This window comes from Roseovarius spongiae, from assembly GCF_003651245.1.
Lineage (GTDB): Bacteria > Pseudomonadota > Alphaproteobacteria > Rhodobacterales > Rhodobacteraceae > Roseovarius > Roseovarius spongiae.
In genome coordinates this window covers 497,866-509,951 of record NZ_RAPE01000001.1, presented here as the reverse complement: position 1 = coordinate 509,951, position 12,086 = coordinate 497,866, and the positions used below count along the sequence as shown (strand labels likewise).

Sequence of the window (12,086 nt, the reverse complement as noted above, 5' to 3'; positions counted from 1 at the left end):
CCCCTTTTCCAGCGCCGGAAGCAGCGTTATATGGCGGCGATGAGCACAAATCCCCCCGACCTGCGCCCCGACCTCGCGCGCGCCAGCCTGGGCCAACCGGCCCTGCGTCGCCCCGGCCAGCCGACCATCGGCATGGTCAGCCTCGGCTGCCCCAAGGCGCTTGTCGACAGCGAGCGCATCCTGACCCGGCTGCGCGCCGAGGGCTATGCAATATCGCCCGACTATACGGGGGCGGACGCCGTGATCGTGAACACCTGCGGGTTTCTCGACAGCGCCAAGGCCGAGAGCCTCGGCGCGATCGGGGAGGCGCTGGACGAGAACGGGCGGGTGATCGTGACCGGGTGCCTCGGGGCGGAGCCGGAATATATCACGGGCGCGCATCCCAGCGTTCTGGCGGTGACGGGGCCGCACCAGTATGAACAGGTGCTCGACGCGGTGCACGCCGCCGTGCCTCCCGCTCCCGATCCGTTTGTCGACCTGCTACCGGCCAGCGGTGTGCGCCTGACCCCACGCCATTACAGTTATCTCAAGATTTCAGAAGGTTGCAATCACAAGTGCAAGTTCTGCATTATCCCCGACATGCGCGGGAAACTGGCCTCGCGCCCGGCCCATGCGGTGATGCGCGAGGCGGAGAAGCTGGTCGAGAACGGGGTGCGCGAACTGCTGGTGATCAGCCAGGACACCTCGGCCTACGGGGTCGACATCCGGCATGAAGAGGCGCGGGGGCATCGCGCGCATATCACCGATCTGGCGCGCGATCTCGGGGCCTTGGGCGCGTGGGTGCGGCTGCATTATGTCTATCCATATCCGCATGTGCGCCAGCTTGTCCCCCTCATGGCGGAGGGCCTCGTGCTGCCTTATCTCGACATCCCGTTCCAGCACGCGCATCCCGACGCGCTGCGCCGCATGGCGCGGCCCGCGGCGGCGGCGAAGACGCTTGATGAGATCGCCGCGTGGCGTGCGATCTGTCCCGAGATCACGCTGCGCAGCACCTTCATCGTCGGCTATCCCGGCGAGACCGAGGAAGAATTTTGCACGCTGCTCGACTGGCTGGACGAAGCGCAGCTCGACCGGGTGGGGTGCTTCAAGTACGAGAACGTGAAGGGCGCGCGCTCGAACGCGCTGCCGGATCATGTGCCCGAGGATGTGAAGCAGGATCGCTGGGATCGCTTCATGGAACGGGCGCAGGCGATTTCGGTGGATAAACTGGCCGCCAAGGTCGGAACGCGGCAACAGGTGATCGTGGACGATATCGACGCCGAGGGCATCGCCACCTGCCGCACGAAGGCCGACGCGCCCGAGATCGACGGCAATCTGTTCATCGACGAAGGAACCAAGGGGTTACGCGTCGGCGACATCGTCGAGGTCGAGGTGGACGAGGCCGGGGAATACGACCTCTGGGGCGTGCTGCGGGACTGATTCGCCGGGCTGCATCAAGCGGCGCGCGTTGAAACCCGCGCAGCGCCCGCATGCCCCCGGCGTTTCACTGAAATTTCACCCCCGCCTGTCACAATACCGTCACCAACCGACCATCCGCTTGCCAAACGCATATGCCTAGGTAAGGCTGAGGAGGCATGAGAAACATGTCATATCCGGCATACAGCAAATCGGAGCGCATCGCTGACGGGGTGGTGCACGTCATGGGGATCATGGCGGCCGTGGCGGGGATCGTGGTCCTTTTCGCGCTGGTGCACGACCGGATGGAATGGGGGCTGTTCACCGCGCTCACCGTCTATTCCGCGGCGCTTCTGCTGATGCTGGGCGCTTCGGCGGCCTATCACATCCTCGCGGACACGCGGGCGCGGCCCGTCCTGCGGCGGCTCGACCATGCCGCGATCTACGTCAAGATCGCAGGCACCTTCACGCCGCTCGCGGTGTTCCTTGGAACCGCCTTCGGCTATTTCCTGCTGCTGCTGGTCTGGGGGCTCGCCCTGCTGGGCGCGCGCACCAAGCTGCGGATGCAGCGCGGCAAGATGACGACCGGTTATATGCCCTACCTCGCGCTCGGCTGGCTCGGGATCGCGCTGTTCGTGCCGCTCGCGGCGCTGCTGCCGGGGCTGAGCCTGAAGCTGATCCTTGTCGGCGGGCTGCTCTACACCATCGGGATCGTGTTCTACGCGTGGGAATCGCTGCGCTACGCCAACGCGATCTGGCACGGGTTCGTGCTGATCGCGTCGGGCTGTTTCTTCGTCGGGATCGGCCATGCCGTCGCGGCGGCGGGGGGTTGAGTCAGACCCGCCTGCCCTTCTTGAGCGCGGAGAACAGAGCCTTGTTGCGGCAATAGTCCGGCGCGGAGCCGGCCGGGTCGTCCCGCTCCGCGAGCCAGCGGGCGCAGCTTTCGACATTGGCGCAACCGCCGCAGCACAGGACCGCGTCGCCCAGCGACTCGATTTGCAGATTGCCGCGCAGGATCTCTTCCTCGAGGTCGAGCCCGACGGCCCGCGACATCCGGTCGACGAGATTGGCGTGACGTCTGAGGTTCGGAACGTCTGTCATATGGATTTCCCTTGGCGCGGCGCGGAGTGCGGCGCAAGGAAGGATACCGCAGCGCGCCGCCCGCGGCCTTGATGCGGATCAAGGCGCGAAAGCCTCAAGGTAGGCGCGTACGCAGTCCTGGATGTGGCGGAACCTGTCCCCGCCCAGATGTTTGCCGCCATACCAACGGGTTACGACGATCAGATGACCCGTCAGCGCTTCGCGCTCGAGCATGCGCAGAATCACCATGCCCGCCCCCGATTCGCCGTCATCTCCCTTGAGCAGCGCGCCGTCCGGCAGGATCACGCCCCAGCTGTTATGGGTCGCGCGCGCGAATTTCCTCGCGCGCTTCAACTGTTTCAGGAACGCCTCGACGCCTGCGGAATCGCGCACCGGCCCGCCGGAAACGGCGTAGCGGGAGCCGCGGTCGCTGATCACGCCGGTAAGCTGGTTCATCGCGCGCCCGGCCGGATCACATGCTGTTGCTCACCCGGCGCACGGTTTCGATGCGCTGCGCGTTGGGCGGGTGGGTCCCGAGGAACCGGTCGCCGGGATCGGGGATCTGGGTGAAATACTCGGCCCCGCGCACCGGATTGTAGCCAGCCTTCTTCGTGATGACCGTGCCCAGCGCGTCGGCCTCGAGTTCGTAATCCTTGGAATAGCTGCGCGCGCCGACGGACGCGCCGAGATCGGTGGCTGTCCGCACCGCGCCCTGGCTCGCCCCGGTGATCGCGGCGAGACCGCCGAGGATCAGCGCGCCGGTCATCGCGTTGGTCTGCTGGCGGCCGAGATGGCCGTTGATGTGGTGCGCCGCCTCGTGGCCCATGACGAAGGCCAGTTCATCGCGATTGCGCACGTCGGCGATCAGCGCGAGGTTGAAGGCGAGGATCGGGCGGCCCGCCTTGTCCACCGTCTGAAAGGCGTTGGGCGGTTGGTTGGGCCGGTCGTCGACGACGATGCGGAAATCGCAGTTCAGCCCCCTGGCGCGCGCCCGGCATTCGCGTTCGGCCACCGGCTCCACGTCGGCGACGACCGCCTTGAAATTCGCGACCGCGCGGCTGGTCGGAATGCGGTTGGCGGAATCCGCCGGGGCGGGTCTGGCGGGGGTCGGGGAATTCGTCGTGGGCGGCGCGCCGCAGGCCGTGAGGGCCACCAGGCACGCGAGGGCTAGTTTGCGCATGCTCTACCTCTGCGTTTCGGTTTTGCGGCATTTTAGCCAGCCGCGTCTCGGAGGACCAGCGCGAAGAACGGCGGGCGGCTGCATCTTGCAAACCGCGCCGGGCGGCTTAGGATTCAAGGCATGTTTTCGATAGAACACGAATTCGATTCCACCGTTATCACGCTCGTGGACGAGGGGGCCGCGCCGCTGGCCGAGGACGTGGTGATCAACGCCTTCGAAGAGTGCATCACGGTCGAGCAATACGACCCGCGCCGCGACGCGGTGACGCGCGTGTCGCTGTCCATCGCGCAGTTGCGCGATCTCGCCGCGGCGCTGGATTTGCCGGAAGGGGTCTACTCGCGGGTGCAAAGCGGCGGCTGACCGGCCGCGCCTCCGCCCTTGCGGGCGGCCTCGCGTCAGTCGAGGCGGAAGACCTTGTCGCGCCCGGTCTGGCCGCGCAGGAGCGTGAGCCGCGATTTCGGCACGCCGAGCGCGCGGGCCAGCAGCTTGCAGATGGCCTCGTTCGCCTTGCCGCGTTCGGGCGCGGCGGTGACGGCGATACCCAACTGCCCGCCCTCTTGCGTCACGCGATCGCGCGCCGCGCCCGCCGTCGCGCGCAGGGCGATCCGCGCGCCCGGTTCCGCGAGGTGGGAGAGGTCGGGCAGGTCCATGAACGACCCTTACCGCGAGGGTGCGCGCGGGGACAGCCCTTGACCCCATGCGCCGCGGGGCCGACATAGGGGCCAACGCAAGTGATGAGGCCCGAGATGTCCGAACCGAACCCCGCCGCTCTTGAATTCCTGCAAACCCGGCGGTCGCGCCCGGCCAAGATGCTGGGCCTGCCCGTGCCGGATCGCGACGCGCTCATGCCGCTGCTGACCGCCGCGGCGCGCAGCCCCGATCACGGCAAGCTGGAGCCCTGGCGCTTTGTCGTGCTCGAGCGCGGGGCCTTGCAGCGGATGGCGGGGCTGGTCGCCGAGCGCGGCGCGGCGCTGGGGCGCAGCGCGGAGGATATCGAGAAGTTGCAGGCGCAATACGAGGGCTCGCACCTCGCCGTGGCGGTGATCGAGGTGCAGAAGCCGTCCGAGAAGATCCCGGCGATCGAGCAGAGCTATTCCGCCGCCGCCGTCTGCCTCGGGCTGCTCAACGCCGCGCTGGCGGCGGGCTGGGGGGCGAACTGGCTCACCGGCTGGGCGAGCCATGACCCCGCCTTCGCCGCGGCCGCGGTGGGCGCGGGCGAGGGTGAGCGCATCGCGGGCGTGATCCATATCGGCACCGAACGGCGCGTCCCGCCCGACCGGCCCCGCCCGGACGTTGAGGCGCTCACCACCTGGCTGGCCGAATGATCTTCGCCAGCTTCTTCCGGGCGCTGGGGCAAATGGACGACCCGCGTTTCCGGCGGGTGCTGTGGCTGGGGCTCGGGCTTACCGTGGCGCTCCTGGTGGCGGTCTACGCGGCGTTTCTCGCGCTCATCGCGTGGCTGACGGGCGACGGGGCCACGCTGCCGCTCATCGGGGAGGTGCACTGGATCGACGACCTGCTGGGCTGGTCGAGCCTGTTGCTCATGCTGATCCTGTCGGTGTTCCTGATGGTGCCGGTCGCCTCGGCGATCACCTCGATGTTCCTCGAGGAGGTGGCGCAGGCCGTAGAGGACCGCCATTACCCCGCCCTGCCCCCGGCGACGCCGGCGCCGTTCTGGGACGCGGTGCGCGACACGGTCAATTTCCTCGGCGTGCTGATCGGGGCGAACCTGTTGGCGCTGATCGCCTACGCGTTCCTGCCCTTCGCGGCGCCGTTCATCTTCTGGGCGCTGAACGGCTACCTGCTCGGGCGCGAGTATTTCCAGCTCGCCGCGATGCGCCGGATCGGACGGGTGGACGCGAAGCGGCTGGGGCGGCGCTACCGGCTCACGATCTGGGCGGCTGGGGTGCTGATGGCCGTGCCGCTCACGCTGCCGCTGGTGAATCTGGTGATCCCGATCCTGGGCGCGGCCACCTTCACCCACATCTTCCACGCGCTTCAGTCAAGGGCGGAAGGCGCGTCGGGACCGAACCGGCGATAGAGGTCGATATCCTCGAGGGTGACGAGGCCGCTCACGATGATCAATGCGGCAACCACCCAGATCGCCGTCGCGATGGCGGTGGTGATCAGCGCCTTGCGGCGAAGGTGGTGATGTTCGGGCGAGCTTTTGTGCGTGCCGCGCAGCGTGCGCCCCACGTCGCCCTGCGTCTGCAGCCGGATCGGGATCGCCACGAGGAAGGTCAGCACCCAGATCACCACGTAGAGAACGAGCGCGGAAACCGGTCCCATCAGGCCTGCTCCAGCTCGACGAGGCAGCCGTTGAAGTCCTTGGGGTGCAGGAACAGCACCGGCTTACCATGCGCGCCGATCTTTGGCTCGCCGTCGCCCAGAACCCGCGCGCCGGTCGCTTTCAGGTGGTCGCGCGCGGCGAGAATGTCATCGACCTCGTAGCAGATATGGTGGATGCCCCCCGCCGGGTTCTTGTCGAGGAAACCGCGAATCGGGCTGTCCTCGCCCAGCGGGTGCAGCAGTTCGATCTTGGTGTTGGGCAGTTCGATGAAGATCACGGTGACGCCGTGATCCGGTTCGTCCTGCGGCGCGCCGACGGTCGCGCCGAGGCCATCGCGGTATTGCGCGGCGGCGGCGTCGAGGTCGGGCACGGCGATCGCGACATGGTTCAGACGGCCAATCATGGGACTCTCCTGGAGATGATGCGCGTTGCGGGTGGCGTTATGGGCCTCGGGCCGGGCGATGGCAAGGCGCCCGATCGCGGAGCGCCCGCGTTAACCGCACGTTAGCCAAGTCTGCGTAACGCTGGGCAATATGCAGCCCCCAAAGGAGCCACCGACATGGACGATCTGCCAACCCTCACCGCCCTGCCCGCCCCGACCAATGCGCGCCCGCTGCTCGGCATGACGATCCTCGTGGTCGAGGACAGCCTCTACGCCTGCGACGCGATGCGGCTGATGTGCCTACATTCCGGCGCGCGCCTGCGCCGCGCCGATTGCCTGCGCTCCGCGCGCCGGCATCTGGGCGTCTACCGGCCCTCGGCGGTGATCGTGGATCTCGGTCTGCCGGACGGCTCGGGGCTCGATCTCATCGAGGAACTGGCGGCGGCGGAACCGCGCGTGACCTCGATCCTCGCCACGAGCGGCATGGACGGGGCCGAGGCGGACGCGCGCGCCGCGGGCGCCGACGGCTTCATCGCCAAGCCGCTGGCGCATATCGGCGCGTTCCAGCAGGCGATCCTCGCCACCCTGCCGGCCGAACGCCGGCCCGGCGGCCCGCGCACGCTGCGAGACGAGGTGGTGCGCCCCGATCCGCTGGCCTATCGCGACGACATGGAGCATGCCTCGACGCTGCTCGATCAGCATCAGGAGGGCCCCGTGCTCGACTACGTGGCGCAGTTCCTCGACGGGGTCGCGCGCTCGGCCGAGGACGATCAGCTTGTCCAGGCCGCGGGCGCGCTGGCCCGCGCGCCGAGCGCCGGACCGGTCAGCTATACGCAACTGGCGCGGTTGGCCGGGCTGGTGCAGGAACGCCTCGTCGGGCGCGTCGCGATGTGAACGCGCGCGCCTTCGCGCCGATGCAGTGCGGCCGCAGGCGCAATCCCGCGCCCCGGCCGGCCCGAAACTCATACGCTGAGAGATGAGGGCTTTCCTCGCCGCCGCCCGCGCGCCTATAGTCGCGCGAACCGCTCACAGGGAACGCCCATGACTGCCCCCCGCCCGCGCGGCCCCGAGATCCCCGGCTGGACCCCGCCGCCCGCGCCCGACGGCGCGCTGATGGAAGGACGCTACACGCGGCTCGAGCCGCTCGATGCGGACGCGCATGCGGCGCTGCTGTTCCGCGCCTTCGACGGGCATGACCGGGTTTGGGATTACATGCCGTCCGGTCCGTTCGCCTCGGCGTCGCAGTTCCACCGCACGCTGCGCGACCTCGCCGCCGATCCCGGTTTCGTCTTCTACGCGATCCTCGACAAGGACACGGGCCGGTTCGGCGGCTTCGCCTCCTACCTGCGGATCAAGCCGGCGGCTGGGTCGATCGAGGTCGGTTACATCGCGATGGCGCCGCAGCTTCAGCGCACCCGCGCCGCGACCGAGGCGATGCACCTGATGATGGCCTGGGCGTTCAACGCGGGCTACCGGCGGTATGAATGGAAATGCGACGCGCTCAACCTGCCCTCGCGACGGGCCGCGCAGCGCCTCGGCCTCAGCTACGAGGGCGTGTTCCGGCAGGCCACGGTGGTCAAGGGACGCAACCGCGACACCGCCTGGTTCGCCGCCATCGACGCCGAATGGCCCGCGCTCGACGAGGCGTTTCGCCTCTGGCTCTCGCCCGGCAATTTCGACGCAGAGGGGCGCCAGCGCGAGGCGCTGAGCGATCTGACCGCGCTGGTGCGCGTCGCGTCCGATCCGGCGCTCGCGCGATAGGCGGGAACCGTCCCCGTTCGCGCGGCGTTGACGCCGGACACCTCCAGCCGCCAGTCAGCAAAGGACGCCCGCATGCCCGACATCTACGCCGCCATCAAGACCGACCATGACGAACACCGCAGGCTGCTTGACCGGATCGAGGACACCTCGGGCGACAGCCGCGAGAGGCGCGAGGCCTGGAAAACCTTCTACCGCGACGCCAAGAGCCACGCCGCCGCCGAGGAAGAGACCTTCTACTCCAAGCTCATCTCCAAGACCTGGGGGCAGGATTCGGCGCGTCATTCGGTGCACGAGCACCAGCAGCTCGACGAGTTGATGGAGGAGCTCGACGGCATGGACATGGCCGAGGGCGCGTGGCTGAGCAAGTTCAAGAAGCTGCGCCACGACTACGAGCACCATATCGACGAGGAAGAGGACGAGGTCTTCGCCCGCGCGCGCGACGTCATCCCGCCCGAAGAGGTCGAAGGCTACGGCGCGCGGTTTCTCGCCCGCAAGAAGGAGGAGCGCGGGCTGATCGCGGAGAAGCGCGAAGACCACCTCGAGGATTGACGCCGTTCAGGCGGCAGACGGATCGTTCCCCGGCCTGACCCGGGGCCCCGCGCTATGCGTCAGGAGAACCCGGACCGGGTCCGGGACGCGCTTGGCATTTCCCATACCTCAAGCGCGTCCTCGTCCACCTGCTGCGCTGCGACCCAGGCGGCGCCATGGGCGGTTTCCTCCTTCTTCCAGAAGGGAGCGCGGGATTTCAGGTAATCCATCAGGAACATCGCCGCCTCGAACGCGTCGCGGCGGTGGCGCGCGGCGGTGGCGACCATCATGATCAAATCATCGGGCGCAAGCCGGCCGTGACGGTGGATGATGAGCGCATCGCCCAGCGGCCAGCGCTCCGCCGCATCCTCGGCGATCTTGCGCAGCGCGCGTTCGGTCATACCGGGGTAATGCTCGATCTGCATGTGCCGCAGCGGCGCGTCGTCGAGGTCCCGCACGACGCCGGTGAAGGTGACGATCGCGCCCATCCCGCGCTGACGCGCGGCGAAGGCGTTGGTCTCGGCCCCGAGGTCGAAGGCGCTCTCCTGCACGCGGATATCCACCGGATCAGCCCCCGGTCATCGGCGGAAAGAACGCCACCTCGCGAGCGCCGGCGAGCGGCGCGTCGAAATCGCAGAGCTCCTGATCGACGGCGACGCGCAGCGCGCGGGTGTCCGAAAAGGCGAGGTCATATCGCCCCTCGCGGCGGCGTAGTTCATCCACCAGATCGCGCACGGTCTCGGCCCGCGTCTCGACGGTTTCGCGCGGCAGGCCGATGCGTTCGCGCACCCAGGCGAAATAGAGAACGTCCATCAGCGGCCATCCTTCAGGTAAGGCAGGGATTTCATCAGGTAATCCCAGCCGGTGACTAGGGTCAGCGCGGCGGCGAGCCACAAGAGCACCACGCCGCTCCACCACGTAATCATGGCCGCGTAGTAATTCCAGACCAGCCCGACATGATCAGCCTCGCGTCCGGCCATGATGGCGTCGACCATCGTTGTGTCCATGCCGCGCGTCCGGTCGAGGATGTTGTGCTCGAACACGCCGGTGGCGAAGAGCACAGCGATGGCGATCATCTGCAAGGTCGTCTTCCACTTGGCGAGCTGCGTCACCTTCAGCAGCCCTGCAGTGTCGCCGAGGAATTCGCGCAGACCCGAGACGAAAACCTCGCGGAACATGATGACGGTGGCGGGCAGCAGGAACCACGGGTTCATGCCGGAAAAGCCGGTGATGACCATGAGCGCGATCACCACCATCGCCTTGTCCGCGATGGGATCTAGCATGGCGCCGATCCGCGTTTCCTGGCGCCACGCGCGCGCGAGGTAGCCGTCGAACCAGTCGGTGATCGCGGCGCTGACGAAAAGCAGCAGCGCGTACCAGTCGGCGTAGGGGCGGTGAAAATAAAGGAACATGACCGCGATGCCGGGGGCCGCCAGCAGCCGAAGCAGCGTCAGGATGTTGGGCACGGTCCATGTCATGGCCCATGTCTATCTCCCTTGCATCGGGGTGAAAAGCCCGGAACGCGTGGGCGCCAAGCGCAGCGATCGGCGACTCAGCCCTTGTCGTGGAAGAAGTCGTAAATCTTCTGCGCCAGCCCGCGCGAGACGCCGTCGACCGCCTCCAGATCGGCGAGGTTGGCGCGGCTCACTGCCTTGGCGCTGCCGAAATGCGCCAGCAGCGCGCGCTTGCGCGCCGCGCCCACGCCGGGAATGTCGTCGAGCGGGGTGGCGCCCACGGCCTTGGAGCGTTTCGCGCGGTGCGTGCCGATCGCGAAGCGGTGCGCCTCGTCCCGCAGACGCTGGATGAAGTAGAGGACGGGATCGTTGCGCGGCAGGGCGACGGGGCGCTGGCCGGTGCGGTGGAATTCCTCCTTGCCGAGATCGCGGTCGATGCCCTTGGCGACGCCGACCATCGGGATCTCACCGACGCCCATTTCCTCCATGATCTCGCGCACGGCGCTGACCTGCCCCTGCCCGCCGTCGATCAGCAGCAGGTCCGGCCACGTGCCCCTGGCGCGGTCCGGGTCTTCCTTCAGCAGACGTTTGAAGCGGCGTTGCAGCACCTCCTTCATCATGCCGAAATCGTCGCCGGGGGTCAGGTTCTCACCCTTGATGTTGAACTTGCGATACTGGTTCTTCATCAACCCCTCGGGGCCGGCGACGATCATCGCGCCGACCGCGTGCGCGCCCTGGATATGGCTGTTGTCGTAAACCTCGATGCGCTGCGGAGGACCGTCGAGCCCAAAGGCGTCGGCGACCCCTTTCAGCAGCTTGGCCTGCGTCGCGCTCTCGGCCATCTTGCGCGCAAGGCTTTCGCGCGCGTTGCGCAGGGCGGCGTCGACCAGTTCGGCCTTTTCGCCGCGCTTGGGCACCAGAAGCGACACCTTGCGGCCCCGCTTGCCGCTGAGCGCCTCGGCCATCAGCTCCAGATCGTCGATCGGGTGAGACAGGATGAGCTGTTTCGGCGGCTCCTTGTTGTCGTAGAACTGGCCGATGAACGCCTCGAGCGCCTCGGCCTCTTCCACGTCCGGGCCGACGCGAGGATAGAAATCGCGGTTGCCCCAGTTCTGGTTGGCGCGGATGAAGAACACCTGCACGCAGGCCTGCCCGTTCTCGAGATGGAGCGCGATCACGTCGGCCTCGTCCACGGTGCGCGGGTTGATGCCTTGCGCGCTCTGCACCTGGGTCAGCGCCTTGATCCGGTCGCGCAGCGCGGCGGCGCGCTCGAACTCCATCGCGTCGCTGGCCTCCTGCATCTGCGCGGCCAGCTTGGCCTGTATCTCGGTCGACTTGCCGCTGAGATAGCGTTTGGCGTCGGCAACCTGCACCGCGTATTCGGGCTTGGAGACATAGCCGACACAGGGCGCGGTGCAGCGCTTGATCTGGTATTGCAGGCAGGGGCGCGTGCGCGCGGAGAAAAATGAATCCGTGCAGTTGCGCAGCTGGAACGCCCGCTGAAGCTGGGCCAGCGTCCTGTTGACCGCCCCCGCGCCGGCGAAGGGGCCGTAATAGGCGCCTTTCTCGCGCTTGGCGCCGCGGTGTTTCTTGACCATCGGGTAGTCATGCGCGGTGGTCACAAGGATACTCGGGAAGCTCTTGTCGTCGCGCAGCAGGACGTTGTATTTCGGCTTGAGCTGCTTGATGAGGTTCTGTTCGAGCAGCAGCGCCTCGGTCTCGGTCCGGGTGGTCAGGAACATCATCGAGGCGGTCGCCTCGATCATCCGCATGATGCGCTGCGTGTGCCCGGTCAGGCGCGCGTAGCTCGACACCCGCGCCCTGAGGTTGCGCGCCTTGCCCACGTAGAGCACGCGCGCGGAGCTATCCAGCATCCGGTAGACGCCGGGCGACGCATCGAGCGTGCGCAGGTAACTCTGGATGAGCTTGTGCCCGGTGAGGGGCGCTTTTTCGGAATCAACGGCGGTCATGATCGGGTATGTATGATTCTCTGTCGGAGCTGCAAACTTTGGCGGT

At 67.7% G+C, this 12,086-nt stretch carries 18 protein-coding genes; 8 read left to right on the top strand and 10 right to left on the bottom strand.

The window, feature by feature from the left end; translation table 11 throughout:
• The first annotated feature begins 39 nt into the window (after positions 1-39).
• Both rimO and trhA read left to right on the top strand, forming a co-directional pair.
• Positions 40-1,419 carry a 30S ribosomal protein S12 methylthiotransferase RimO gene (rimO, locus tag D6850_RS02410; RefSeq protein WP_121165037.1) on the top strand — a complete coding sequence of 460 codons (1,380 nt, stop codon included), beginning with the start codon at positions 40-42 and terminating at the stop codon, positions 1,417-1,419.
• A gap of 164 nt (positions 1,420-1,583) precedes the next feature.
• On the top strand, positions 1,584-2,228 hold the full coding sequence (trhA, locus tag D6850_RS02405; RefSeq protein ID WP_342769520.1) for a PAQR family membrane homeostasis protein TrhA: 645 nt from the start codon (positions 1,584-1,586) through the stop codon (positions 2,226-2,228).
• A 1-nt stretch (position 2,229) separates the two neighbouring features.
• Here trhA and D6850_RS02400 read toward each other — a convergent pair whose 3' ends face one another.
• From D6850_RS02400 to D6850_RS02390, 3 genes are all read right to left on the bottom strand, one after another.
• A complete protein-coding gene (locus D6850_RS02400) occupies positions 2,230-2,496 on the bottom strand; it encodes a DUF6455 family protein (RefSeq protein WP_121163461.1) in 267 nt (88 codons plus the stop codon).
• A 78-nt stretch (positions 2,497-2,574) separates the two neighbouring features.
• Positions 2,575-2,931, bottom strand: coding sequence for a YigZ family protein (locus D6850_RS02395; protein ID WP_121163460.1), 357 nt, complete (start codon positions 2,929-2,931; stop codon positions 2,575-2,577).
• Positions 2,932-2,947: 16 nt separating this feature from the next.
• Entirely contained in the window at positions 2,948-3,655 is a 708-nt protein-coding gene (locus D6850_RS02390) for a M48 family metallopeptidase (protein WP_121163459.1), read from the bottom strand.
• 120 nt (positions 3,656-3,775) lie between these two features.
• Between D6850_RS02390 and D6850_RS02385 the strand changes: the two genes are divergently transcribed.
• A complete protein-coding gene (locus D6850_RS02385) occupies positions 3,776-4,015 on the top strand; it encodes a hypothetical protein (protein WP_121163458.1) in 240 nt (79 codons plus the stop codon).
• Between the two features lie 35 nt (positions 4,016-4,050).
• On the opposite strand, the gene D6850_RS02380 is transcribed toward D6850_RS02385, so the two are convergent.
• On the bottom strand, positions 4,051-4,305 hold the full coding sequence (locus D6850_RS02380; RefSeq protein ID WP_121163457.1) for a DUF167 domain-containing protein: 255 nt from the start codon (positions 4,303-4,305) through the stop codon (positions 4,051-4,053).
• A gap of 96 nt (positions 4,306-4,401) precedes the next feature.
• Between D6850_RS02380 and D6850_RS02375 the strand changes: the two genes are divergently transcribed.
• Both D6850_RS02375 and D6850_RS02370 read left to right on the top strand, forming a co-directional pair.
• Positions 4,402-4,980, top strand: a complete 579-nt coding sequence (locus D6850_RS02375; protein WP_121163456.1) for a nitroreductase family protein — start codon at positions 4,402-4,404, stop codon at positions 4,978-4,980.
• Entirely contained in the window at positions 4,977-5,696 is a 720-nt protein-coding gene (locus tag D6850_RS02370; RefSeq protein ID WP_121163455.1) for an EI24 domain-containing protein, read from the top strand. Before D6850_RS02375 ends, D6850_RS02370 begins: the two co-directional genes overlap by 4 nt.
• On the opposite strand, the gene D6850_RS02365 is transcribed toward D6850_RS02370, so the two are convergent.
• Both D6850_RS02365 and mce read right to left on the bottom strand, forming a co-directional pair.
• Positions 5,654-5,944 (bottom strand): DUF1467 family protein, encoded by a 291-nt coding sequence (locus D6850_RS02365; protein WP_121163454.1) that lies wholly within the window; start codon positions 5,942-5,944, stop codon positions 5,654-5,656. The genes D6850_RS02370 and D6850_RS02365 overlap by 43 nt on opposite strands.
• Complete coding sequence (mce, locus tag D6850_RS02360) at positions 5,944-6,348, bottom strand: methylmalonyl-CoA epimerase (protein WP_121163453.1); 405 nt, start codon at positions 6,346-6,348, stop codon at positions 5,944-5,946. Before mce ends, D6850_RS02365 begins: the two co-directional genes overlap by 1 nt.
• Positions 6,349-6,504: 156 nt before the next feature.
• Here mce and D6850_RS02355 point away from each other — a divergent pair, with 156 nt between their 5' ends.
• The 3 genes from D6850_RS02355 (at position 6,505) to D6850_RS02345 (ending at position 8,637) form a co-directional block, all read left to right on the top strand.
• The gene (locus tag D6850_RS02355; RefSeq protein WP_121163452.1) at positions 6,505-7,221 is read left to right on the top strand and encodes a response regulator; all 717 of its coding nucleotides are present in this window, start codon (positions 6,505-6,507) and stop codon (positions 7,219-7,221) included.
• 147 nt (positions 7,222-7,368) lie between these two features.
• Positions 7,369-8,088, top strand: coding sequence for a GNAT family N-acetyltransferase (locus D6850_RS02350; protein WP_121163451.1), 720 nt, complete (start codon positions 7,369-7,371; stop codon positions 8,086-8,088).
• 72 nt (positions 8,089-8,160) lie between these two features.
• Positions 8,161-8,637, top strand: a complete 477-nt coding sequence (locus D6850_RS02345) for a hemerythrin domain-containing protein (protein WP_121163450.1) — start codon at positions 8,161-8,163, stop codon at positions 8,635-8,637.
• Positions 8,638-8,696: 59 nt separating this feature from the next.
• Here D6850_RS02345 and D6850_RS02340 read toward each other — a convergent pair whose 3' ends face one another.
• The 4 genes from D6850_RS02340 to uvrC all read right to left on the bottom strand — a co-directional run bounded on the left by D6850_RS02340 (position 8,697) and on the right by uvrC (position 12,040).
• Positions 8,697-9,179 carry a molybdenum cofactor biosynthesis protein MoaE gene (locus D6850_RS02340; RefSeq protein WP_121163449.1) on the bottom strand — a complete coding sequence of 161 codons (483 nt, stop codon included), beginning with the start codon at positions 9,177-9,179 and terminating at the stop codon, positions 8,697-8,699.
• A gap of 4 nt (positions 9,180-9,183) precedes the next feature.
• Positions 9,184-9,429, bottom strand: coding sequence for a molybdopterin converting factor subunit 1 (gene moaD / locus D6850_RS02335; protein ID WP_166433970.1), 246 nt, complete (start codon positions 9,427-9,429; stop codon positions 9,184-9,186).
• On the bottom strand, positions 9,429-10,094 hold the full coding sequence (pgsA, locus tag D6850_RS02330; RefSeq protein ID WP_121163448.1) for a CDP-diacylglycerol--glycerol-3-phosphate 3-phosphatidyltransferase: 666 nt from the start codon (positions 10,092-10,094) through the stop codon (positions 9,429-9,431). Before pgsA ends, moaD begins: the two co-directional genes overlap by 1 nt.
• 74 nt (positions 10,095-10,168) lie before the next feature.
• Positions 10,169-12,040 (bottom strand): excinuclease ABC subunit UvrC, encoded by a 1,872-nt coding sequence (uvrC, locus tag D6850_RS02325; RefSeq protein WP_121163447.1) that lies wholly within the window; start codon positions 12,038-12,040, stop codon positions 10,169-10,171.
• Between the last annotated feature and the right edge of the window lie 46 nt (positions 12,041-12,086).

Excerpts from the sequence above, each read along its gene's own strand:
- rimO (WP_121165037.1), top strand. The coding sequence starts at position 40 with ATGAGCACAAATCCCCCCGACCTGCGCCCCGACCTCGCGCGCGCCAGC.
- trhA (WP_342769520.1), top strand. The coding sequence starts at position 1,584 with ATGTCATATCCGGCATACAGCAAATCGGAGCGCATCGCTGACGGGGTG.
- D6850_RS02400 (WP_121163461.1), bottom strand. The coding sequence starts at position 2,496 with ATGACAGACGTTCCGAACCTCAGACGTCACGCCAATCTCGTCGACCGG.
- D6850_RS02395 (WP_121163460.1), bottom strand. The coding sequence starts at position 2,931 with ATGAACCAGCTTACCGGCGTGATCAGCGACCGCGGCTCCCGCTACGCC.
- D6850_RS02390 (WP_121163459.1), bottom strand. The coding sequence starts at position 3,655 with ATGCGCAAACTAGCCCTCGCGTGCCTGGTGGCCCTCACGGCCTGCGGC.
- D6850_RS02385 (WP_121163458.1), top strand. The coding sequence starts at position 3,776 with ATGTTTTCGATAGAACACGAATTCGATTCCACCGTTATCACGCTCGTG.
- D6850_RS02380 (WP_121163457.1), bottom strand. The coding sequence starts at position 4,305 with ATGGACCTGCCCGACCTCTCCCACCTCGCGGAACCGGGCGCGCGGATC.
- D6850_RS02375 (WP_121163456.1), top strand. The coding sequence starts at position 4,402 with ATGTCCGAACCGAACCCCGCCGCTCTTGAATTCCTGCAAACCCGGCGG.
- D6850_RS02370 (WP_121163455.1), top strand. The coding sequence starts at position 4,977 with ATGATCTTCGCCAGCTTCTTCCGGGCGCTGGGGCAAATGGACGACCCG.
- D6850_RS02365 (WP_121163454.1), bottom strand. The coding sequence starts at position 5,944 with ATGGGACCGGTTTCCGCGCTCGTTCTCTACGTGGTGATCTGGGTGCTG.
- mce (WP_121163453.1), bottom strand. The coding sequence starts at position 6,348 with ATGATTGGCCGTCTGAACCATGTCGCGATCGCCGTGCCCGACCTCGAC.
- D6850_RS02355 (WP_121163452.1), top strand. The coding sequence starts at position 6,505 with ATGGACGATCTGCCAACCCTCACCGCCCTGCCCGCCCCGACCAATGCG.
- D6850_RS02350 (WP_121163451.1), top strand. The coding sequence starts at position 7,369 with ATGACTGCCCCCCGCCCGCGCGGCCCCGAGATCCCCGGCTGGACCCCG.
- D6850_RS02345 (WP_121163450.1), top strand. The coding sequence starts at position 8,161 with ATGCCCGACATCTACGCCGCCATCAAGACCGACCATGACGAACACCGC.
- moaD (WP_166433970.1), bottom strand. The coding sequence starts at position 9,429 with ATGGACGTTCTCTATTTCGCCTGGGTGCGCGAACGCATCGGCCTGCCG.
- pgsA (WP_121163448.1), bottom strand. The coding sequence starts at position 10,094 with ATGACATGGACCGTGCCCAACATCCTGACGCTGCTTCGGCTGCTGGCG.
- uvrC (WP_121163447.1), bottom strand. The coding sequence starts at position 12,040 with ATGACCGCCGTTGATTCCGAAAAAGCGCCCCTCACCGGGCACAAGCTC.